The sequence below is a fragment of the Uliginosibacterium sp. sgz301328 genome, from assembly GCF_041807905.1.
Taxonomy (GTDB): Bacteria; Pseudomonadota; Gammaproteobacteria; order Burkholderiales; family Rhodocyclaceae; genus JBGVSA01.
The window spans coordinates 24,391-46,208 of record NZ_JBGVSA010000013.1 but is presented as its reverse complement, the minus strand read 5'-3'; the positions used below and the strand labels follow the sequence as shown (position 1 = coordinate 46,208).

The following is a 21,818-nucleotide window of genomic DNA, read 5'->3' as shown; positions in this document are numbered from 1 at the left end:
CGCCCGAACTGGTTCGACGCCCATGCATCCGACTCTGAACATTGCCGTCAAGGCCGCCCGCCGCGCCGGCACCATCATCAACCGCGCCACGCTGGACCTCGATCTGCTCCAAGTGCGCGCCAAGTCGCCCAATGACTTCGTAACGGAAGTGGATGCCGCCGCCGAACAGGCGATCATCGAAGTGATCCGCGAGGCATATCCGGAGCACGCGATTCTAGCAGAGGAGTCCGGCCAGACCGGCCCCGCCACCAACAGCGATTTCCAATGGATCATCGATCCGCTCGACGGCACGACCAACTTCATCCACGGCTTCCCGCAATATGCGGTTTCCATCGCACTGGCCGAAAAGGGCGTGGTGCAGCAAGCCGTCATCTACGACCCGACGCGTAACGAACTCTTCACCGCATCGCGCGGACGCGGCGCCTTCCTGAATGACCGCCGCGTGCGCGTCTCCAAGCGTGCCCGGCTGTCCGAATCGCTCATCTTCACGGGCTTCCCGTTCAAGTCGATGACGCACATGGACGCCTACCTCGGCATGTTCCGCGAACTGGCTGAAAAAACCGCTGGCCTGCGCCGTCCGGGCGCTGCAGCACTCGACCTGGCCTATGTCGCCTGTGGCCGCGCCGACGGCTTCTTCGAAATGGGCCTGCAGCCCTGGGACATGGCGGCCGGCACGCTGATGATTTCCGAAGCCGGTGGTCTGGTGAGCGACTTCGCCGGCGAATCCGATTACCTGTCGACGGGCAACGTCGTCGCGGGCTCGCCGAAGGTTTTCGGCCAGATCCTGCCGATCATCCAGCAGCATCGCGGTGACATCCGCGCCTGATTGGCGCCGCACAAAATGAAGAAGGCCGCATCAGCGGCCTTTTTTTCGCCCTGCGTACGCCTCACGCCACCGGATGGGCATCCTTGAACAGCGCGAAGAAATTGCGCGTCGTCGCCTCCGCCACCTCGTCAACGCTGATGCCGCGTAGGCGTGCGATCTCGACCGCTACGTGCGGCACGTACGACGGTTCGTTCTGCTTGCCGCGATAAGGCACGGGCGCCAGATAAGGCGAATCGGTCTCGATCAACATGCGCTCCAGCGGCACGGTGCGCGCCACATCCTTGATCGTCGTCGCATTCTTGAAGGTAACGATGCCCGAAAACGAAATGTAGAAGCCCATTTCCAATGCCGCATCCGCCACGGCCTGCGTCTCGGTAAAGCAGTGCATGACGCCGCGCGGCACATCCGCGCGCTCTTCGCGCATGATCCGCAGTGTGTCTTCCGCCGCATCGCGGGTGTGGATCACCAACGGCTTGTCGCAGGCCGTGGCGGCGCGGATGTGGGCGCGAAAGCGCTCGCGCTGCCATTCCGGCTTGTCCTTGTGCCAGTAGTAATCCAGGCCGGTCTCACCAATGGCGACGACTTTCGGGTGACGCGCAAAGCCAAGCAGCTTGTCGACGGTCGCCTCTTCGCAGTCGGTGTTCTCCGGGTGCACCCCGACCGACGCAAAGATGTTGTCGTGTGCTTGCGCGGTTCCCATCACGCGCGGCAGATTTTCGAAACTGACGCCGATGCACATGGCGTGCGTGACCTGTGCCGCCGCCATCCGCTCGAACAGCGCCTCCCCTTGCGCGGCGAGGTCGGGGAAATCGATGTGGCAGTGGGAGTCGACAAACATGGCGCAGGTACGGAATGAAACACGGTCGGCGATTGTACCGCCGCGGATCGTGCAGCAACGAAAAAGGCCGGCGCTCGGGCCGGCCTCTGGCGGTCAGCGGGGACGAGGATCTAGAGCGTATGCGTCGGGCGGTTGGAGCCCAGCGCGCTGCCCAGGATCTGTTCGATCTTGACCTTGGCCGCCACGCCGCCTTCATCGGCCGCAAACTGCACCCCCATGCCCTGCACCTTGCCGTTCTGCGCGTTGGCCGGCGTGACCCATGCCACCTTGCCCTTGACGGCGAGCTTGGCCGGGTCATCCATCAGTTGCAGCAGCATGAAGACTTCGTCGCCCGGCATATACGTCTTGGGCGTGGGCACGAACAGGCCGCCGTTCTTGATGAACGGCATATACGCCGCGTAGAGCCCCGAACGCGAGTTGATGTTGAGCGACAGAACACTCGGGCGGGCGGTACTGGCAGCGGTGGGTCGGGCAGGTTCCATGTCTAGTCTGGGCGCGAAACGCTGTTCCGTTGAGCGTATCTCGTCATCATCGGCAAGGCCAGTGCCAACTTGAACGCCGCACCGGACGCGCGACGAACGGTCAGCGCGCCATGCCGCGCCGCACGCGCATGAGAACGTCCTCGAGGAACAGGCGTTGGTTCAGCGGATGCTGCGACACCTTACGAAACGCCGTCAGCTCGTGATACGCGGCCAGCCACCCTTCAGCGTGCGCACCGGCCTGTTGCACCAGCGCTTTGCCGTGATCGGCGAAAAAGCGCGGCGACTGGCCACGCGCCACGCGGGCCCCGTCCGCCAGCCAACGCTGCAACCATGACACCAGCAGCGTGAGCGTCACTCCGCCTTCCACGGCCGCCTTGCTCTTGAGCCAGGACTCCCATTCACCCGCCAGCTTGAGCGGATCGCCCGAAGACAAGGCAAGCATGTCGCGCGCAAAGCGCGCGCGCGCATCGGCCAGCGGCCCCGTGGCAAGTTCCTGCGCGGCCAGCGGCAAGCCGGACGCGAATCCGAGCAATGCATCGGCGTCCGTGACCCCGGCTTCACGCAACCACTTGGCCGCCTCGTCGGCCGCCGGCTTCGGGAACACCCAACTCTGGCAGCGACTGCGGATGGTCGGCAGCAATTGTCCCGGCGCGTGGCACACGAGCAGGAACACGACGTCGGTCTGTGGCTCTTCCAACGATTTGAGCAGCGCGTTGGCCGTGGGCGGATTCATGGCCTCGGCCGGATCGACCAGTACGACACGCCGTCCGCCCTGGTGACCGCCGACTTCGAGCAGGCCCTGCATGTCGCGCACCTGTTCGATGCGGATCTGATCGGATTTCTTTTTTTCCTTCTTGCCCTCGGCGTCGGCTTCGCCTTCGTCCTCTTCAGCGCTCTCCGGCACCATGCGATGCATGTCCGGATGATTGCCGTCGGCGAACCAGTGGCAGGATGGGCACGCGCCGCACGCGAATCCGTCGGCACGCGGCCTATTACACAACAGGCGCTGCGCCAGCGCTTCGGCGAACTGCCGTTTGCCGCTGCCACGCGGCCCCGCCAGCAGCAATGCGTGGTGGAGTCGGCCGATGTCGGCCGTCACGCGCTGCCACAAGGGCAGCAGCCACGGTGGCAAGGTGCGCTCGCTCATGCCAGCCGTTCCAGGCGGGCCAGCACGTCGGTCGTGACGGCCTCGGGCGCTCGCGCCGCATCCACGACCGCCACACGTGCGGGAAAGGCTCTGGCTCGTGCGAGATACGCTTCGCGCACGCGGACGAAAAAGTCCCGCTGCTCGCGCTCGAAACGATCGGCCTGGTCGCGCCCGCTGGCCAGACGCTGAGCGGCGACAGCCGGATCGACATCGAACACGAACGTGAGGTCAGGCTGCAGATGCGCGTGCACCCAATGTTCCAGGGTGCGGAATTTGTCTTCCGCCAGCCCTCGCCCGCCGACCTGGTAGGCGTAGGTGGCATCCGTGAAGCGATCGCTCACCACCCATGCCCCACGCGCCAGCGCGGGCTCGATCAGCGCTGCAAGATGCTCACGACGCGCGGCGAACATCAGCAGCGCTTCGGTTTCCAGGTTCATGGGTTCGTGCAGCACGAGTTCGCGCAGCTTCTCTCCCAGCGGCGTACCGCCGGGCTCGCGCGTCTGTACGACTTCGAGGCCGCGTGCGCGGATGGCATCGACCACGGCGGCAATCTGCGTGCTCTTGCCCGCGCCGTCGATGCCTTCGAAAGTGACGAAACGTCCCTGCTGCGCGCTCATCCGCGTCCTCTCTGGTATCGCGCCACGGCGCGGTTGTGTTCCTCGAGCGTGCGCGAGAACTCGCTCGTGCCGTCTCCGCGTGAGACAAAGTAGTAATACGGCGTGGTCGGCGGATTGAGCACGGCCCGCAATGCCGCGAGCCCAGGCATCGCCACCGGGGTGGGCGGCAGGCCGCGCCGCGTGTAACTGTTGTACGGCGTGTCGGTCTGCAGATCCTGCTTGCGCAGGTTGCCGGCGTAGGTTTCGCCCATGCCATAGATGACCGTCGGATCGCTCTGCAGCGGCATGCCGGCGCGAAGGCGATTGATGAAGACCGAGGCGACGTTTTCGCGATCCTGCGGCACGCCGGTTTCCTTCTCGACGACCGAAGCGAGGATCAGGGCCTCATAGGGCGTAGCCAGCGGCAGGTTGGCCGCGCGGCGCTCCCATTCGCGCTGGAGGAGCTTTTCCATCTGCTGGTGCGCGCGCCGCAGCACTTCGAAATCGCTCGATCCCCGTGACACAAAGTAGGTATCGGGGAAGAACAGGCCTTCAGGGTGCGCTTCGGGAATATCGAGCCGAGCCAGGACTTCTGCGTCCGGCAGGCCCATCGAATCGTGCCGCAGGTCGGGGCTGCCGTCTATCGCGGCCCGCATGCGACGGACGTTCCAGCCTTCGATGATGGCGACTTCCGCGTACGAGGTCGAACCGGCAGTCAGCAATTCGATCAGCTCCCACGGCGAAATGCCGGCCGCGATCTGGTAGTTGCCGGCCTTGACGCGATTGGCGTGGCCGGACAGGCGCGCGATCCACGTCAGGACGGTCGGCTCCACGCCGATACCGGCGTTTGCGACCTGACGCGACACTTCGCGCATGGTGCTGCCACGCAGCACCTCGACGTCGACGACAGGTTGCGTTTGCGGCAGCGGACGCATCGCGTAATACGCGAGGGCACCTGCCGCAACGATGACCAGTGCAATGACCGTTTTAAGCAATGCGGAAAACAAGCGCAGCATTGGAACCGAAGCAGGAATAAGATGACGAACAGAACGCACGGGGCACACACGGCCGGCGCCAATCGGGCCGCCGAGCCAAGCGCCCTATAATAGCGGAAAGCCGCCCGGCGCTCGCCGGCACACCCCACGAATCAGTATCGGAAGCAAGCATGCAGTCACCCTGGTTGGTATTTCTCGACGAAATCGGCGCCCGCTTCGAAGAAGGTCAGGCGGGCATCATGCACTTTGGCGCCATCGAAGACGAAGTGCAGGCGGCGGCCACCACGACCGTCATCGCCCCCCTCACCCATCGCGGCCTGATGCGCGCGGAAGGCGAGGATGCCGCAGCATTTCTGCACAACCTGACGTCCAACGACGTCAAGAACCTGGCGCTGCATCGCGCCCACTACGACAGCTTCAACAGCCCCAAGGGCCGCATGCTGGCGACATTCCTGGTGTGGCGCGACCAGGCGGGCATCTTTCTGCAGACCTCCACCGACCTGCTGGCGGCCATGCACAAGAAGCTCTCGATGTACGTACTGCGCTCAAAGGTGCGTCTGACCAATCCGACGCACGACTATGCCGTGATCGGCCTGGCCGGCGCCGGCACCGCCCACGCGCTGGACGCGGCCGGGCTGGCGCTGCCGCCCGAATCGATGAGCGTGACGCAAGGACAGGTGCAGGTCATCCGACTCGACGGTGCCCGCGCACAGATCGTCGTGCCCGTCGCACAAGCCGCCGACATCTGGAAGAAACTCGCCAGTCAGGGCGCGCGCCCGGTCGGCTCGGTAGCGTGGAATTGGCTCGACATTCGTGCCGGAGTTCCTTGGATCACCAGCGCAACGCAGGAAGAATTCGTCGCACAGATGGTGAATTTCGAACTCATCGGCGGCGTGAGCTTCCAGAAAGGTTGCTACCCGGGACAGGAAATCGTCGCCCGCACGCAGTACCTGGGCAAGCTCAAGAAGCGCATGTTCTTCGCGCATCTGGCCGAAGGTTCGGCCGCCGCGGGGGACGATCTGTACTCGGCGGGCTTCGGGGAACAATCCTGCGGCAAGGTGTTGTCGGTCGCACCGTCACCGCAGGGCGGGTACGATCTGCTGGCGGTCGTGCAGATTTCGAGCCGCGAGAGCGACGACGTCAGCGTCGGTACGCCGGGCGGCCCGCGCCTGACGTTCGGCACCCTGCCCTACACGGTCAGTTGACGCGAAGGCAGGCTGCGCATGGAATCGTGATGCGCCCATCGCCGGGAGCCCCCCGGCATGGGCCCAGTCGTACGGGCCGCGGCAGCACCGGCCCGTGCAATGCGGCACGATGACCGAGAACCGGCCTTGGAGGAGCCAGACATGATTTCCGGACTCTATATCTACTATTGCATCGCACCGGAAAAAACGCGCGAAGCGCGCAGCGCAGTATTGGCCATGCTCGAAGCGGTGAAATCCGCCTCCGGCGTGCAGGGGCGATTGCTGTGCAGGATGGAAGACTGCAACACATGGATGGAGGTCTACGACCCCGTCGACAATGCCGGGCGATTGCTCGACACCATCGACGAGGCTGTGCGCGACGCCGGCGTCATGGACTACCTGCTGCCGGGCACGCGGCGCCACGCTGAGCAGTTCGTCCCGCACGACGGGCGCTGAGCACGGCGGCGAGCATCCTCGCCCACCCTGGAAGGGCTGCGGCGCTCAGCGCAAACGCTTGCGCATCAGGACGTGGTCGATGCCGGCCTCGTTGAACACATCGCCTTCCGGCTCGAACCCGAGCGACACGTAGAACGGCTGTGCCTGCACCTGGGCGTGCAGCACAATCTCGGCCATGCCGCGATGCATGGCCTGCTCCATCAGATGCAGCATCATCGCGCGGCCCACACCGGTGCCGCGCGCCGCCTGACGCACAGCCAGGCGCCCGATGTGCCCATCGTCCAGCAAACGCCCCGTGCCAACGGGCGTTTCGTCTCCGAGCGCCAGAACATGCAGACTCACCGGGTCATGCTCGTCCAGCTCGACTTCTTCAGGCACGCCCTGCTCCACTACGAAGACCTCGTGCCGGATGGCATAGGCCTGTTTGCCGAGCGTTGTCCAATCGCCGCTTCGCAGCGTCAGTTTCATTCTTCGATATCCACAACGGAAAAAGCGGGCAGGAGTTCAAACAGCTCGATGACATCGACATTGCGCATGCGGATGCAGCCATGCGAGCCCGGCACGCCCATCGGCTCGGTGTCGGGGGTGCCGTGGATGTAGATGTAACGGCGCATGGTGTCGACGTTGCCGAGCCGGTTGAAGCCGACCTCGGTTCCAGACAACCACAGGATGCGCGACAGAATCCAGTCGCGCGTCGGCTCGGCCAGCGCCGCTTCACGCGTCCAGATTTCGCCGGTTGGCCGCCGCGCCCGGAATACCGCATTGCGCGGCTGCCCCGCACCGACCCGCGCCCGCACGATATGGTGGCCGCGCGGCGTGCGCTGGCTACCTGCCAGTTCCCCCGCGCCATGGGTGGCTGTCGATACGCGATACCGGCGAATACGCACGCCCTGTTCGTCGAACAGATCGAGCGACTGATCGCCGATGCTCACGCGCGCGCGCATCAGGCAGTCATCGTCCGGTTGCGACGCGCAGCAAAGAAGCTCGACAGAAGCTGACCGCATTCGTCGGCCAGCACCCCGCCTTCGGCCTGCGCGTGATGATTGAGTCGCGGCTCGCCGAAAAGGTCGAGCACGCTGCCGGCCACGCCGGTTTTGGGATCGCGCGCCCCGAACACCACGCGACCGATGCGCGCATGGATGATGGCGCCCGTGCACATCATGCAGGGCTCCAGTGTCACATAGAGCTCGCAGCCGGGCATGCGGTAGTTCGACAGCGTACGGGCAGCATCGCGCAGGGCCATCACTTCGGCATGCGCCGTGGGGTCATGACGGCCGATCGGCTGGTTGAAGCCGCGTCCGACGATTTTTCCCTCGCAAACGATCACGGCTCCGACAGGCACTTCGTCGACGCTGCCGGCCTCGCGCGCGAGTTCAAGTGCTGCGCGCATGAAGAATTCGTCCTGCTCAGTCATGCACCACCTGCATGGGCTGCGTAGGGCGCCGCTTGATGCGCGAAAAGACAAGCGCCAGCATGGCAAACAGCAACTCGTCGATGAACGGGATGAAGTCCGGGATCAGCAGGTCGAAAACGAACAGGCATGCAAACAGCAGGAACAACTGCGGAAAGCGCAGGCCTTGCGCATGGCGCAGGATGAAATTCGGCAGGATCGCCGCAATGAATTTGGGCACGTCGATTTCCCGTGGAGTGAACAACAGGTGGACGCGCAGCGCGTGCAACCTGTTCCCGCGAAATTACCACATCGTGTTGCAGGAAAGCACCGCCCCCTAGGGCGTGGGGGCAGGGTCGCGGGCGGCAGCGTCGATGGCGGCGCTCTCCAGCACGCCGCCGGGGGCTCCACGTCGCACCAGATTCAGCATCGCCCGACCGATCACTTCGGTCGTCAGCACGGCCCCGGGCCACAGACGGCGCGCCAAAGGCAGGACGGGTGCCGCAAGCGCATAGAACACCCGATAGGCGCGCGTTTTCGAGCGTGTGCCATGCAACGGCTGGATGATGCCCGGGCGCAGAACATGCACGGCGGCGAAGGGCAACGCGCGCAGCGCGTTTTCCGTCCTGCCGCGCACGCGGGCCCACATCACCTTGCCGCGCTCGCTGGCATCCGCCCCCGCGCCGGAGACATACACGAAGCGCATGCCCGGATTGAGCCGCAGCAGCGTGCGCGCCACATATAGCGTCAGATCGAACGTGATGTGCGTGTACGCCGCCTCGGACATGCCGGAAGACGTCACGCCAAGGCAGAAAAAGCAGGCATCGACATCGCGCAATGCGCCCTCGACGGCGTGCAGGTCAGTGAGGTCGGGCACCACCACGTCGTGCAGTTTGGCGTGTCGCTGATCGCTCCTGCTGCGCCCGATCGTCACCACCTCCATCACGTCGTCCGCCAGCAGGCATTCGCGCAGCGCGCCCTGCCCGAGCATGCCGGTGGCGCCGACGATGACGATCTTCAGGGGACGTATCGCTTCGCAGTGCAAGATTCTTCTCCCAAGGCTGAACGGCGGCGCGCCAAGCATAGCCGCCTCCCCGACACCCGCGCGCGACCTCGGGGCACTGGCTTTATCGCGAATCTCACCTATTACACAAGATGCGGTCTTTCCGCTGCATCGCAACATCCCTTCCACCTGCACTTCCCCCGACAGGAGTTCAAGAGATGCCGACGATCACCACCAAGGATGGCACGCAGATCTATTACAAGGACTGGGGCAGCGGCCAGCCGGTCGTCTTCAGCCACGGCTGGCCATTGACCGCCGACGCGTGGGAAGACCAGATGCAGTTTCTCGCCGGCCACGGCTATCGTTGCATCGCGCATGACCGGCGCGGCCATGGGCGGTCCGATCAGCCCTGGGACGGCAACGAGATGGACACCTACGCCGCCGATCTCGATGAACTCGTGACCGCGCTGGACCTGAAGAACACCATCCACATCGGCCACTCCACCGGCGGCGGCGAAGCGGCGCGCTATGTCGCCCGCTACGGCAGGGGTCGCGTCACCAAGCTGGTCCTGATCGGCGCGGTGCCGCCGATCATGCTGCAGACGGATGCCTACCCGGGCGGCCTGCCGATCAAGGTGTTCGACGACATCCGCGCCGGCGTGCTCAACGACCGCTCGCAGTTCTTCAAGGACCTGACCACGCCCTTCTATGGCGCCAACCGTCCCGGCGCCAACGTCAGCCAGGGCCTGCGCGACAGTTTCTGGATGCAGGGCATGCTGGGCGGGCTCAAGAGCGAATACGACTGCATCGCCGCTTTCTCCGCGACCGACTTCACCGAAGACCTCAAGCGCATCGAAGTGCCAACGCTCGTCATGCATGGCGATGACGACCAGATCGTGCCGATCGGCAATTCCGCGATGCTCACCGCCAAGCTCATTCCGAAGGCCACGCTCAAGGTGTACCCGGGCTACGACCACGGCATGTGTTCCACCCACAAGCACGAAATCAACGCGGACCTGTTGGCATTCATGAGGGAATAGCGCGTCCGCGGCACCGACGGAGAGAACAACAATGTCGAAGACAATCATCCTGATCCACGGTGCGTGGCTCACGCCCGCGTCGTGGACGCGTTTTCGGGAGCGCTACGAAGCACAGGGTTACCGCGTGCTGGCGCCGGCATGGCCGCTGATGGAGCGCCCCGTCACGCAACTGCGATCGATGCCCGACGCAGGGCTCGCATCGCTGGGCATCAACGACATCGTCGCCCGCTACGAGCGACTCGTCCGGATGCAGGCGGAGGCACCGATCCTCATCGGCCATTCCTTCGGCGGCCTGTTCGTGCAGCTATTGCTGGATCGTGGTCTGGGCGCGGCGGGCGTGGCCATATCGCCGGCGCCGCCCTTTGGCGTATTGCCCGCGCCACGCGCCGTATGGAGCAGCCGCTGCGTATTCGCGCACCTGAATGGCTGGCATCGCGCGGCGACCATGGGCTACTGGAGCTTCGCGCAGGATTTCGCGCAGACACTGCCCGAGCCCGACAAGCCGGCTGCCTACTACGCTCATATCGTTCCCGCGCCCGGCCGCATTTTCTTCGAAGCCGCCCTCGGCGTGCACACCGCCGTCGCCTTCGACAATCCGGTTCGACCGCCGCTGCTGCTGATTGGCGCCGAATACGACCGCACGGTGACGCCGAGCATGGTGCGCGCCAACTTTCGCAAGCAATACCGCGCAGGCACCCCGACGGCTTTTCACGAATTCGCCGATCGCTCGCACTGGCTGTGCAACGAAACGGGCTGGCAGGCGGTGGCCGACCTCGCGCTGCACTGGAGCGTCGGCAAGGCACGCAACGACATGCCCGCGGTGCGCGAAACCGCGGCCGACGACCTGCCGATGCCGCTGCCTGCGTAACACGCCATCGCTCACGCGTCGACGGCAGAGGCGTACACTTGCTGCCCATGAACGCCATCGCCCGGTTCTGGCGCGACCCCGCCATGCCCCACGTCGAAAGCAGACGCGCCTGCGACAGCCGCGCCTGCTATCGGCCGCACGCCCATCCCACCTTTTCGATCGGCGCGGTCGACGCAGGCACAAGCGTATTCACCGGCGCGCCGGGCGGCCCGGTCGCCCTGCAGCCGGGCACGCTGGTGTTCGTGCCGCCACATCGCGTTCACGCCTGCAATCCGGCGCCCGATTGCGCGTGGAGCTACCAGATGCTGCACATCGACGCGCAGTGGATGCGCGCCGCACTGCACGACGACACACGCACATCGCACATCTGCGGGGAGGACGCTCCGGTGCGTCTGATCCGCGAGCAGACGGCCTATGGCGCATTCTGCAAGCTCAATGCGCTGCTGTTCTCCGACGCCGAGGTCGACGAGAAAGACCCGGCGCTGATCGAATTCCTCGGCGACCGCGATCACGACGTCGGCCAGACCATCGATCAGCCGTCGGATGCGGCACCCCATCGGCAACGCATTGCACCGCTCCTCGATGCAACGGACGAAACTCCTCCCGCGCTCCGGCTATCGCTCGCCGACATGGCCGAGCGCATCGGCCTGAGCCAATATCAGACGATCCGCGCCTTTCGCGCGGCGACGGGGCTCACGCCGCACGCCTGGCAGTTGAATGAGCGCGTCAACCTTGCACGCGCCGGCCTGCGGGCGGGCGAGCCGCTGGCTGAACTCGCCTATCGGCTCGGTTTCGCCGACCAGAGCCATTTCAATCGCGTCTTCAAATCGCTGACCGCGTCAGCCCCGGGACAGTACCGGCGCTGACGCAATTTCGTCCAAGACAGCGCGGACTGCGCTGCGCACACTGGCGCCGTGCCTTTCACGCGGTGCCCGCATGCAGCAGTTCATCATCGTCGCAACAGCCCATTTCCTGGCGCTCCTGTCGCCGGGGCCGGACTTCTTCCTCATCACGCGTACCGCACTCGCGCAAGGCTGGCGACAAGCCAGCGCAGCGTGTCTCGGGATTGCACTGGGAAACGGTATCTTCATCGTCGCCGCCTTTGCCGGCATGGCCGCACTGCAGCGCGATGCGCCCGCCTTCATCGCCCTGGAAACCGCAGGCTGCGTTTACCTGTTGTGGCTGGGCTATCGCTTCGCCCGCTATGCAGGATCGACGCCATTGAACATATCGACCACCCGCGTGGCGCGCGCTCACATGCCTCGCGCGTCGGCGTGGCAGACCGGCCTGATGGGCCTGCTCTCAGCCGTCCTCAACCCGAAGAATGCGCTGTTCTACGCCACGCTGGCCGTCATGCTCGGCACCGCGCACGACAAGGTCGGCGTGCGCGTGTTCTATGGCGTGTGGATGTTCGCGGTCGTGCTGCTATGGGACCTCGTCGTCGCGGCAAGTATCGGCAACGCAGCGATACGCGCACGCTTTGCCCGCGCCCTGCCCTGGCTGGAGCGCGCCACGGGCGTGGTGCTCTTCATGCTGGGTGCGGGTGTGATCGTGGCGCGACTTGTGTAGCAGATCGACCCGAAGCGCTAGGATGCGGCGCGCTGGAGCCTGTCCTGCAGCCCCGCTTTCACCGCCGGCCATTCGGTATCGATGATCGAGAACCGCACCGAATTACGCTTGCGGCCGTCCGGCATGATGCGTTCGTGCCGCACGATGCCTTCCTGCATGGCGCCCAGCCGCAATATGGCGGCGCGCGAGCGAGCGTTCAGTTCGTCGGTGGTGAACTGCACGCGCACGCAATCCAGCGCTTCGAAAGCGTGCGTGAGCAAGAGGAACTTGGCTTCGGTATTGATCCCCGTGCGCTGCGCCGAAGCGGCCAGCCACGTGTGGCCGATTTCGAGCTTGCGGTTGTCGCGGTCGATCTTCCAGAAGCGCGTCGAACCGACGATGCGCTGGCGGATACGGTCGACCACCGCGAATGGCATGACACTGCCCGCCGCCTGCCCGGCCAGCGCGTTGTCGATGTACGCCTCGACGGTCTGCGCGCCCGGCACGACGGTGACCGACAGGTTCCAGAGTTCGCCGTCTGCCGCGGCGTCCAGTAGTGCAGGGGCGTGGTCGCGGCGCAGCGGCAGAAGTTCGACACAGCGGCCGATGAGCGTGGGCGTCTCAGTCATGGCAAGTACGGTAGCAGGCAAACCGGTAAGCGTAGCGCGTCGGCACTGCGCGCGCACGCGTCACGTCGAAGCGAACACCGCCTCCAGGCGATCCAGGTTCTGTTCGTTCGACGGTTCGGCAATCGACCGTACGCGTTCGCATTCCTGGACCGTATCGAACGCCTGGCACCAGTCCAGCCGTGTCTTGCCGCCTTCGTCGCGCAACGTGATGGTCATCTCGAAGAAGTGATCGGACAGATGCCGGAACACCACGCGCTCGGGTGCGACGATTTGCTCAAAGCGGCTCTCGTTCGGATAGTCGCGCCCGTCCGGCCCGTGCATGACAAAGCGCCAGTAACCACCGGGTCGAAAATCGAATTCGCGGAACGTGTTGGTAAAGCCCGCCGGGCCCCACCATCGTGCCAGCAATGCCGGGTCCGACAGCGCGGCAAAAACACGTTCCCGCGGGGCATCGATGAGGCGCGAGGTGGTCAGCGCGCGCGCGGAAATATCGTCTGTCATCTGAGCACCTCTGTCGCGGTGAAGGAATCCACGCAGTCTAGTCAGGCGCTACGCTTTTGGCGCGTCGGCGCACGGTGGTGGCGCCTCATGGCGGTGCAGCACGCACTGTCGCGGTGCCGCATCGCCGGCCTCGAACGAGCCGACCATTCCTTGTAGATCAATACGTTAAGTTCGCCTTGCGGAGTGGCATACCGCTTGCATCAGGGTGATCGGCTCGTGCAACGGCGCACAGCCAACAGCTTTCAGTCCCGCCAACGGCGGCGGGACGAACGGACAACGGCGTCCCTCTCCAACCGCGAGGTTGCGAGACGGACGCCGTTTTTTTCGCCTGTGCCGAAGAGCACGGGCACCGCAAGACCACGGAGAGCACGCACATGGACCGTTCCTTCTGGCGTTCAGGCCATACCCCGACCCTGCTGTCGGCCTTTTTGTATTTCGATCTGAGTTTCATGGTGTGGTATCTGCTCGGCCCGCTTCAGATCCAGATGGCCAAGGCACTCGAACTGAGCACGCAAGACCGCGCGCTGATGGTGGCCACCCCGATTCTGGCCGGCGCGATCCTGCGTCTCTTCATGGGCATGCTGGCCGACCGCATCGGCGCCAGGCGCACTGGCCTGATCGGTCAGGTGATCGTCATCGCAGCCCTGCTGGCCGCCTGGAAACTGGGCATTCGCTCGCTGCACGAAGCGCTGCTGCTTGGTGTGTTCCTTGGCGTGGCGGGTGCCTCGTTCGCCGTGGCGTTGCCGCTGGCCTCGCGCTGGTATCCGCCGCAACACCAGGGCACAGCGATGGGCATCGCTGGCGCGGGCAATTCGGGCACGGTGCTGGCCGCCTTGTTCGCACCGGTACTGGCGGTGGCCTTCGGCTGGCAGAACGTGTTCGGCTTTGCCTGCATCCCGCTACTGGCTGTGCTGGTGATCTACGCGCGCTGTGCAAAGGACGCCCCCGGCCAGGTGCACAAGAAGCAGTTCTCCGATTACGGCCGCATGCTCGCCAGCCGTGACGCGTGGTGGTTCATGTTCTTCTATGCGCTCACCTTCGGCGGCTTCTCGGGCTTCGCCAGCGCCCTGCCCGGCTACTTCGCCGACCAGTTCGCCTTCGACCCCAAGATGGCCGGCTGGGCCACCGCCGCGTGCGTGTTCGCAGGCTCGGTGATGCGCCCGCTCGGCGGCGTGCTGGCCGACCGCATCGGCGGCACCCGCTCGCTGCTCACGGTGTACGCCTCGGTCGCGGTGCTGATCGGGCTGGCCGGTTTCTCGATCGGTGGCGCGGGCGTGCAGGTGGTGCTGTTCATCGCTGCAATGCTGTGCCTTGGTGCCGGCAACGGTGCGGTGTTCCAGTTGGTGCCGCAACGCTTTGGCAAGGACATCGGCATCATGACCGGCCTCATCGGAATGGCCGGCGGCATCGGCGGCTTCGCGCTCACCGCCAGCCTGGGCGCGATCAAACAACACACCGGCGACTACGCCACCGGCCTGTGGCTGTTCGCCTGCCTCGCGGCGCTGGGCTGGGCCAGCCTGTCGACCGTCAAGCAGCGCTGGCGCGCCGACTGGTCGGCTGTCGCGGCCCGCGTCTGAAGCTCGCATACCAAAGCAATATCGTGGAGTCGCGCATCATGAAAAAACCCAGACTGGTCGTCGTCGGCAACGGCATGGCGGGCATCCGCACCGTTGAAGAACTGCTGGCCCTGGCCCCGGACATGTACGAGATCACCGTATTCGGTTCGGAGCCGCACCCGAACTACAACCGCATCCTGCTCTCACCGGTGCTGGCCGGTGAGCAGTCGTTCAACGAGATCGTGCTCAACCCGGTGTCGTGGTACGAGGACAACGGCATCCGTCTGCACATGGGCAAGACGATCACGCGCATCGATCGCGCCCGTCGCGTCGTAATGGCTGACGACGGCACCGAAGAACCGTACGACCGCCTGCTGCTGGCGACCGGTTCGCAGCCTTTCATCCTGCCGATCCCCGGTAAGGATCTGGACGGTGTGGTCACCTATCGCGACATCCGCGACACCGAACGGATGATCGATGCGGCCAAGACCAAGCAGCATGCCGTCGTCATCGGCGGTGGCCTGCTCGGGCTGGAAGCGGCCAACGGTCTCAAGCTGCGCGGCATGGATGTGTCGGTGGTGCACCTGGGCGACTGGCTGCTCGACCGCCAGCTCGATCCGACGGCAGGCGGCCTGCTGCGTCGTTCGCTCGAAGAACGCGGGCTGACGTTCCTGCTCGCCAAGCAGACGGCAGAACTCGTCGCCAACGAGGCGGGTCACGTCAGCAGCGTGCGTTTCAAGGACGGCGACGAAGTCCCGGCCGATCTGGTGGTGATGGCCGTCGGCATCCGCCCCAACACGGCGCTGGCCGAATCGGCCGGCCTGCACTGCAATCGCGGCATCGTGGTCAGCGATGTCCTGCAGACCTTCGATCCGCGCATCTATGCCGTGGGCGAATGCGTCAGCCATCGCGGCATCGCGTATGGTCTGGTCGCACCGCTGTTCGAGCAGGCCAAGGTGTGCGCCAATCACCTGGCGCAAATGGGTATCGGCCAATACAAGGGGTCAGTGCTGTCGACCAAGCTCAAGGTGACCGGCATCGACCTGTTTTCGGCGGGCGACTTCATGGGCGGCGAAGGCACTGAAGACATCGTGCTGTCCGACCCCGCTGGCGGCGTGTACAAGAAGCTCGTGATCAAGGACGACAAGCTCGTCGGCGCGTGCCTCTACGGCGACACCACCGACGGTGCGTGGTACTTCAAGCTGCTGCGCGAAGGCCGCACCATCAACGACCTGCGCGACCACATCATGTTCGGCGAATCGGCCATCGGCGACAGCGGCGTGCAAGGCCAGAGCCGCGCGGCCGCCATGCAGGACAGCGACGAGGTATGCGGCTGCAACGGCGTATGCAAGGGCACCATCGTCAAGGCCATCAAGGAGAAAGGCCTCTTCACCGTCGACGACGTAAAGAAGCACACCAAGGCGGCAAGCTCGTGCGGCTCCTGCACCGGGCTGGTCGAGCAGATTCTGATGAACACGCTCGGCGGCAGCTTCCAGGAAACACCCAAGACCAAGGCGGTATGCGGCTGCACCGATCGCACGCACGAAGAGGTGCGCCGCGCAATCCGCGAACACCATCTGCTCACGCACCGCGCGGCATACGACTTCCTCGAATGGCGCACGCCCAACGGCTGCGCCACCTGCCGGCCAGCGGTGAACTACTACCTGATCTCGACCTGGCCGCACGAAGCGACCGACGATCCGCAAAGCCGCTTCATCAACGAGCGCGCGCACGCCAACATCCAGAAGGACGGCACATTCTCGGTGGTGCCGCAAATGAAAGGCGGCGTGACCAATCCGTCCGAACTGCGCCGCATTGCCGACGTGGCCGACAAGTACCACATCCCGATGGTGAAGGTGACCGGCGGCCAACGCATCGACCTGCTCGGCGTGAAGAAGGAAGACCTGGTCCGCGTGTGGCGCGACCTGGGCATGCAATCGGGTCACGCCTATGGCAAGTCGATCCGCACGGTGAAGACTTGCGTGGGCAGCGAATTCTGCCGCTTCGGCACGCAGAACAGCACGCAGATGGGCATCGACCTCGAAACCATGCTCGCCAACATGTGGGCGCCGCACAAGGTAAAGCTGGCCGTGTCGGGCTGCCCGCGCAACTGCGCCGAGGCCGGCATCAAGGATGTCGGGGTCATCGCCGTCGATTCGGGCTGGGAGCTTTACGTGGGTGGCAACGGTGGCATCAAGACCGAAGTTGCGGAGTTCTTCGTCAAGGTGAAGACGCCCGAAGAGGTCAAGGAATACGCCGGCGCCTTCCTCCAGCTCTACCGCGAAGAGGCGCACTACCTCGAACGCACGGTGCATTACCTCGCACGCGTCGGGCTCGATCACGCCAAGCGCCGCGTGGTGGACGACGCCGCCAACCGCCGCGCCCTGTACGAGCGCCTGCTCTACGCGCTCGAAGGCCTGCCCGACCCATGGGCGGCGCGCATCAAGGGCACGCAGGCCCGCGAGTACATCCCGATCAAGCTCATCACGGAAAGAAAGCTCGATGAACAAGCCGTCTGAAAAACTGTGGCTGCGCATCTGCGCAGTCGACGAGATCCCGCTGCTGGGCAGCCGGGTGGTGGAGCGCGACAGCGGCAACGTGGCGATCTTCCGCACCGATTCGGAAGTCTTCGCGCTGCTTGACCGGTGCCCGCACAAGGCCGGCCCGCTGTCGCAGGGCATCGTCCACGGCAACAGCGTGACCTGCCCGCTGCATAGCTGGAACATCGATCTTTCAACGGGTGAGGCACGCGCGCCGGACGTTGGTTGCGCGCGTCGCTACCCGGTGCGGGTCGATAGCGGCGACGTATTCCTTGGAGCCTCTAACACAATGAAACGTCATGAGCGCTCGCAGCAATAGCCTCGGATCAAGGCGCGCCGACACAGCTTGGCTGGTGCCCAGGCAAGGAGGTGCAACGCTGAGCTGAGGCTATGGCGGCGGAGCCCGATGGGTTGGCTCTGCAAGGGGCGCTCACTGCGTTGCAGCGCCTCGCGAAGGCCATCAGCCTTGGCTTCGGCTTGCGCCTTGCGAGCGCCCCTTACAGACCAACGATCATGATGTTTCATTGTGTTAGAGACTCCTTACCTCGATTGACCCAAGCCATGACCAACGCCACGACCACCATCACCCGTTCGACCTGCTGCTACTGCGGTGTGGGCTGTGGCGTGCTGATCGAATCCGACGGCACGCGCATCACCGGCGTGCGCGGCGACCCCGATCACCCCGCCAACTTCGGCCGGCTGTGCACCAAGGGGCTGAACCTCGCCAACAGCGCGGCAAGCCTGTCGGGCCGCGCGCTGCACCCGGAAATGCGGCTTACGCGCGACGCCGAGCGCGCACGCGTCGATTGGGACACCGCGCTCGACACCGTCGCCGCGCGATTTGCAGACATCGTCCAGCAACACGGGCCAGACGCCGTGGCGTTCTATGTGTCCGGCCAGTTGCTGACCGAGGATTACTACGTCTTCAACAAGCTCGCCAAGGGGCTGCTCGGCACCAATAACATCGACACCAATTCGCGCCTGTGCATGTCGAGTGCCGTCACGGCCTACAAGATGGCCTTTGGCGCCGATGGCCCGCCCACCTGCTACGACGACCTGGAACACGCCGAATGCGTGCTGTTCGCCGGCAGCAACATGGCCTACGCCCACCCGGTGCTGTTCCGTCGCCTTGAAGCCACACGCGCGGCCAACCCGGACGTGCGCTGGATCGTGGTCGACCCGCGCCGTACCGACACCGCCGCGATGGCCGACGTGCACCTGCAAATCCAGCCCGGCACAGACGTAGCGCTGTTCAACGGCATGCTGCATCACCTGATCTGGGAAGGCCTGGTCGATGCGGACTATGTGGCCGCGCACACCGAAGGCTTCCAAGCGCTAAAGACCCAGGTGCGCGATTACACGCCGCGCATGGCCGCAGAACTATGCGGCATCGACGAATCGCAACTGGTCGAAGCGGCGGAGATCTTCGGCCGCAGCCGCGCATCGCTGTCGCTCTACTGCATGGGGCTGAACCAGTCGGCCCATGGCACGGACAAGAACCTCGCCCTCATCAACCTGCATCTGGCAACGGCGCAGATCGGCCGTCCCGGCGCGGGGCCGTTTTCGCTCACCGGCCAACCCAACGCCATGGGCGGCCGCGAAGTCGGCGGCATGGCCACCATGCTGGCCGCGCACCGTGACATCGGCAACGCAGCGCACCGCGCCGAAGTCGCCGCCCACTGGGGCGTCATACCGGAATTCCTCTCTGCCCGCCCCGGCCTGCCTGCTGTGGCGCTATTCGATGCCTTGCTCGAAGGAACCGTCAAGGCCGTGTGGATTGCGTGCACCAACCCGGCGCACTCGATGCCGGACGTCCCGCACGTGCGCGAAGCACTGGCGCGCGCCGAGTTCGTCGTGTTGCAAGAGGCTTTCGCCAACACCGATACCGTGCCCTATGCCGACGTGCTGCTGCCCGCCACCACGTGGGGTGAAAAGAGCGGCACCGTCACCAACTCCGAGCGACGCATCTCGCGGGTGCGTGCCGCCATCGACGCACCAGGCGAAGCACGCGCGGACTGGTGGATCGCAGCGGAGGTGGCGCGCCGCATTGAAGAGCGCCTGCGCCCAGCACTACCGACCTTGTTCCCCTACGCCGACAGTGAAGCGATCTTCGATGAACACCGCGCGCTGACCGTGGGGCGCGATCTCGACATCGGCGGATTGGATTACGCACGGCTCGAAGCGGAAGGTCCGCAACAATGGCCGCTGCCAGCGGGCCAGTCGCAAGGCCTCGCTCGTCGTTATGCCGATGGCGTTTTCGCCACCATCGATGGCCGCGCCCGCTTTCATGCGTTGCCCTATCGACCGGTGGCGGAAGCGACCAACGCGCGCTTTCCCTTTCATCTGCTGACCGGGCGTCTGCGCGACCAATGGCACGGCATGAGTCGCACTGGCCGCGTGCCGGCGCTATTCGCGCACGCGCCGGAACCTTCGCTGAGCATGCATCCGGCCGACGCCGAGCGGCGCGGGTTCAAGGCCGGTGATCTGGTGCGGGTGGCGAGCAAACGCGGCAGCTTCGTGCTGCCGCTGCAGGTATCGGACGAGGTCGCCAGCGGCAGCGTGTTTGCCGCCATGCACTGGAACGGTCAATTCCTGAACTCGGGTGGCGTCAACGAAACCAGCTTGCCGGCCGTCGACGACAAATCGCAGCAGCCGGAACTGAAGCACGCCGCCGTGCGCGTGGAGCGCGCAACGCTCACGTGGCAAGTGGTAGCGGCGCGGCGCAGCGATGATCTGCATGCGCTACATGCGGCGGTGCAGCCGTTGCTCGCCGAATGCGAATACGCCGCCATCAGTCTGCAAGGCCAAGACGCGCTGGTCGTGCGTGCGGCGTGCGTGGCGGCGCCCGCCGGCTGGCTCGAACGACTTTCCGCCGCACTCGACCTTCAACCCGGCGCGGATGTCCTCGAATACAGCGACGCGCGGCGCGGTGTCGTCAAGCGGGTGGGCTGGCGCGGCGATCGGCTCGACGGCTTGGTCTTCGCGGGTGACGTTACCGGCGCCGACGCCCTGCTCGCTAGACTCATCGACGGCGAACCATGGCAAGGCCCGCGCATGACGGTCTTCGCCCAGCGCGCGACGGCACCGCGCGATCGCACGGTCTGCAACTGCAAGCAGGTCAAGGAATCGACCATTCGCGCGCAATTGGCGAAAGGCGCCGGATTCAACGAACTGAAAACGACGCTCGGCTGCGGCACGGTGTGCGGATCGTGCGTGCCCGAACTCAAACAAATGTGCGCCTCCGCCACGCAGGCGGCATGACACATCCCCCGGAGAGCACCTCATGACGATCGGCAAAGTCACCCTTCTTGGCGCCGGCCCCGGCGATCTGGACCTGCTCACTGTGCGCGCGGTGAAAACACTTGCGCGCGCCGACGTGCTGATGCTCGACGATCTTGCCAATCCAGACATCGTCACGCTGGCGCCTCAGGCCCGTGTCGTCCGCGTGGGCAAGCGCGGCGGCTGCCGCTCCACGCCGCAGGACTTCATTCAGCGACTCATGCGCCGCTATGCGCTGGCGGGCCGGTACGTGGTGCGCGTCAAGGGCGGCGAAGCGTTGCTGTTCGGGCGCGCCGGCGAAGAGATCGACTTTCTGCGTGCGGCGGGTATCGAAGTCGACATCATCAACGGCGTGACTTCCGCGCTGGCGGCCGCTGCTTCGCTCGGCGCATCGCTCACGCATCGCGATCACTGCCGCGGTGTCACCTTCGTGACGGCGCACGCGCATGACCATTCGGAACCCGACTGGCGGGCACTGGCCGCTACCGGCACCACACTCGCCATCTACATGGGCATGAGCCGCGTCGACAGTATCGCGGGGAACCTGCTGCAACATCTCGCTGCCGGCACGCCGGCCGCCGTCGTGCAATGGGCGGGCTCGGCGCACGAGCGGCGGCTTGTCACGCGCCTGGACCAACTGGCCGCCGATGCGCATGCATTCGGCTTCGCCAGTCCATCGGTGATCCTGATCGGCCACGCTCTGGCACACGCGCAGGCGGACGCGGTTGCGCTGGCCTCCGCGGCTTGATCCGACCCACTGGGTCTGCTGAGGCTGACCGCCCACGCGGTCGCCGCCAAGCCGGAAGCGCCGCAAATTCACCGCCCCGACAAGCTCGCACGCTTCATGTCGCGTACGGGCGGCTTATGTTCTTGGACTCTTCAGCCAGACAAGACGCACGCCGAAGTGCCAGCAGAGCGTCCTCGACATGGCCGGCCTTGT

At 65.3% G+C, this 21,818-nt stretch carries 24 protein-coding genes; 12 read left to right on the top strand and 12 right to left on the bottom strand.

The features are described from left to right. Positions 1 to 22: 22 nt before the first annotated feature. Positions 23 to 826 carry an inositol monophosphatase family protein gene (locus ACDA63_RS11540; RefSeq protein WP_373663394.1) on the top strand — a complete coding sequence of 268 codons (804 nt, stop codon included), beginning with the start codon at positions 23 to 25 and terminating at the stop codon, positions 824 to 826. Positions 827 to 887: 61 nt separating this feature from the next. Here ACDA63_RS11540 and ACDA63_RS11535 read toward each other — a convergent pair whose 3' ends face one another. The 5 genes from ACDA63_RS11535 to mltG form a co-directional block, all read right to left on the bottom strand. Next, on the bottom strand, positions 888 to 1,664 hold the full coding sequence (locus ACDA63_RS11535) for a TatD family hydrolase (protein WP_373663393.1): 777 nt from the start codon (positions 1,662 to 1,664) through the stop codon (positions 888 to 890). Positions 1,665 to 1,774: 110 nt separating this feature from the next. Continuing rightward, on the bottom strand, positions 1,775 to 2,146 hold the full coding sequence (locus tag ACDA63_RS11530) for a PilZ domain-containing protein (RefSeq protein WP_373663392.1): 372 nt from the start codon (positions 2,144 to 2,146) through the stop codon (positions 1,775 to 1,777). 100 nt (positions 2,147 to 2,246) lie between these two features. Further along, positions 2,247 to 3,293 (bottom strand): DNA polymerase III subunit delta', encoded by a 1,047-nt coding sequence (gene holB, locus ACDA63_RS11525; RefSeq protein WP_373663391.1) that lies wholly within the window; start codon positions 3,291 to 3,293, stop codon positions 2,247 to 2,249. After that, on the bottom strand, positions 3,290 to 3,910 hold the full coding sequence (gene tmk / locus ACDA63_RS11520) for a dTMP kinase (protein ID WP_373663390.1): 621 nt from the start codon (positions 3,908 to 3,910) through the stop codon (positions 3,290 to 3,292). Before tmk ends, holB begins: the two co-directional genes overlap by 4 nt. Then, positions 3,907 to 4,905 carry an endolytic transglycosylase MltG gene (gene mltG, locus ACDA63_RS11515; protein WP_373663389.1) on the bottom strand — a complete coding sequence of 333 codons (999 nt, stop codon included), beginning with the start codon at positions 4,903 to 4,905 and terminating at the stop codon, positions 3,907 to 3,909. Before mltG ends, tmk begins: the two co-directional genes overlap by 4 nt. A 149-nt stretch (positions 4,906 to 5,054) precedes the next feature. Between mltG and ACDA63_RS11510 the strand changes: the two genes are divergently transcribed. Both ACDA63_RS11510 and ACDA63_RS11505 read left to right on the top strand, forming a co-directional pair. Then, positions 5,055 to 6,089 carry a folate-binding protein YgfZ gene (locus ACDA63_RS11510; protein ID WP_373663388.1) on the top strand — a complete coding sequence of 345 codons (1,035 nt, stop codon included), beginning with the start codon at positions 5,055 to 5,057 and terminating at the stop codon, positions 6,087 to 6,089. 141 nt (positions 6,090 to 6,230) lie between these two features. Next, positions 6,231 to 6,524 carry a DUF4936 family protein gene (locus ACDA63_RS11505; protein WP_373663387.1) on the top strand — a complete coding sequence of 98 codons (294 nt, stop codon included), beginning with the start codon at positions 6,231 to 6,233 and terminating at the stop codon, positions 6,522 to 6,524. A 45-nt stretch (positions 6,525 to 6,569) separates the two neighbouring features. Here the strand turns inward: ACDA63_RS11505 and ACDA63_RS11500 are convergent, their stop codons facing one another. From ACDA63_RS11500 to ACDA63_RS11480, 5 genes are all read right to left on the bottom strand, one after another. Further along, positions 6,570 to 6,992: a GNAT family N-acetyltransferase gene (locus ACDA63_RS11500; RefSeq protein ID WP_373663386.1), complete on the bottom strand. Its 423-nt coding sequence runs from the start codon at positions 6,990 to 6,992 to the stop codon at positions 6,570 to 6,572. Next, positions 6,989 to 7,468, bottom strand: a complete 480-nt coding sequence (locus tag ACDA63_RS11495) for a L,D-transpeptidase family protein (RefSeq protein WP_373663385.1) — start codon at positions 7,466 to 7,468, stop codon at positions 6,989 to 6,991. The genes ACDA63_RS11500 and ACDA63_RS11495 overlap by 4 nt, the downstream gene beginning before the upstream one ends. Further along, positions 7,468 to 7,938, bottom strand: a complete 471-nt coding sequence (gene tadA, locus ACDA63_RS11490) for a tRNA adenosine(34) deaminase TadA (RefSeq protein ID WP_373663384.1) — start codon at positions 7,936 to 7,938, stop codon at positions 7,468 to 7,470. Before tadA ends, ACDA63_RS11495 begins: the two co-directional genes overlap by 1 nt. Then, entirely contained in the window at positions 7,931 to 8,155 is a 225-nt protein-coding gene (locus ACDA63_RS11485) for a DUF6116 family protein (protein WP_373663383.1), read from the bottom strand. The genes tadA and ACDA63_RS11485 overlap by 8 nt, the downstream gene beginning before the upstream one ends. 96 nt (positions 8,156 to 8,251) lie before the next feature. Next, on the bottom strand, positions 8,252 to 8,959 hold the full coding sequence (locus ACDA63_RS11480) for an NAD-dependent epimerase/dehydratase family protein (protein ID WP_373663382.1): 708 nt from the start codon (positions 8,957 to 8,959) through the stop codon (positions 8,252 to 8,254). A gap of 176 nt (positions 8,960 to 9,135) precedes the next feature. Between ACDA63_RS11480 and ACDA63_RS11475 the strand changes: the two genes are divergently transcribed. The 4 genes from ACDA63_RS11475 (at position 9,136) to ACDA63_RS11460 (ending at position 12,394) form a co-directional block, all read left to right on the top strand. Further along, a complete protein-coding gene (locus tag ACDA63_RS11475; protein WP_373663381.1) occupies positions 9,136 to 9,957 on the top strand; it encodes an alpha/beta fold hydrolase in 822 nt (273 codons plus the stop codon). A 31-nt stretch (positions 9,958 to 9,988) separates the two neighbouring features. Continuing rightward, positions 9,989 to 10,825 (top strand): alpha/beta hydrolase, encoded by an 837-nt coding sequence (locus ACDA63_RS11470; RefSeq protein ID WP_373663380.1) that lies wholly within the window; start codon positions 9,989 to 9,991, stop codon positions 10,823 to 10,825. A gap of 47 nt (positions 10,826 to 10,872) precedes the next feature. Further along, entirely contained in the window at positions 10,873 to 11,691 is an 819-nt protein-coding gene (locus ACDA63_RS11465) for an AraC family transcriptional regulator (RefSeq protein ID WP_373663379.1), read from the top strand. A 70-nt stretch (positions 11,692 to 11,761) separates the two neighbouring features. After that, positions 11,762 to 12,394 carry a LysE family translocator gene (locus ACDA63_RS11460; protein WP_373663378.1) on the top strand — a complete coding sequence of 211 codons (633 nt, stop codon included), beginning with the start codon at positions 11,762 to 11,764 and terminating at the stop codon, positions 12,392 to 12,394. A 17-nt stretch (positions 12,395 to 12,411) separates the two neighbouring features. Here the strand turns inward: ACDA63_RS11460 and ACDA63_RS11455 are convergent, their stop codons facing one another. Together ACDA63_RS11455 and ACDA63_RS11450 are read right to left on the bottom strand one after the other, a co-directional pair. After that, entirely contained in the window at positions 12,412 to 13,002 is a 591-nt protein-coding gene (locus ACDA63_RS11455; protein ID WP_373663377.1) for a GNAT family N-acetyltransferase, read from the bottom strand. 60 nt (positions 13,003 to 13,062) lie between these two features. Next, on the bottom strand, positions 13,063 to 13,503 hold the full coding sequence (locus tag ACDA63_RS11450) for an SRPBCC family protein (protein WP_373663376.1): 441 nt from the start codon (positions 13,501 to 13,503) through the stop codon (positions 13,063 to 13,065). Positions 13,504 to 13,877: 374 nt separating this feature from the next. On the opposite strand from ACDA63_RS11450, the gene ACDA63_RS11445 reads away from it, so the two are divergent. From ACDA63_RS11445 to cobA, 5 genes are all read left to right on the top strand, one after another. After that, the gene (locus tag ACDA63_RS11445; protein ID WP_373663375.1) at positions 13,878 to 15,080 is read left to right on the top strand and encodes a nitrate/nitrite transporter; all 1,203 of its coding nucleotides are present in this window, start codon (positions 13,878 to 13,880) and stop codon (positions 15,078 to 15,080) included. A 38-nt stretch (positions 15,081 to 15,118) separates the two neighbouring features. Continuing rightward, positions 15,119 to 17,578, top strand: a complete 2,460-nt coding sequence (nirB, locus tag ACDA63_RS11440) for a nitrite reductase large subunit NirB (protein WP_373663374.1) — start codon at positions 15,119 to 15,121, stop codon at positions 17,576 to 17,578. Next, the gene (gene nirD / locus ACDA63_RS11435; RefSeq protein ID WP_373663373.1) at positions 17,562 to 17,918 is read left to right on the top strand and encodes a nitrite reductase small subunit NirD; all 357 of its coding nucleotides are present in this window, start codon (positions 17,562 to 17,564) and stop codon (positions 17,916 to 17,918) included. The genes nirB and nirD overlap by 17 nt, the downstream gene beginning before the upstream one ends. Positions 17,919 to 18,160: 242 nt before the next feature. Next, positions 18,161 to 20,860 (top strand): molybdopterin-dependent oxidoreductase, encoded by a 2,700-nt coding sequence (locus ACDA63_RS11430; RefSeq protein ID WP_373663372.1) that lies wholly within the window; start codon positions 18,161 to 18,163, stop codon positions 20,858 to 20,860. Between the two features lie 22 nt (positions 20,861 to 20,882). Further along, on the top strand, positions 20,883 to 21,626 hold the full coding sequence (cobA, locus tag ACDA63_RS11425) for a uroporphyrinogen-III C-methyltransferase (RefSeq protein WP_373663371.1): 744 nt from the start codon (positions 20,883 to 20,885) through the stop codon (positions 21,624 to 21,626). The last annotated feature ends 192 nt before the right edge of the window (positions 21,627 to 21,818 follow it).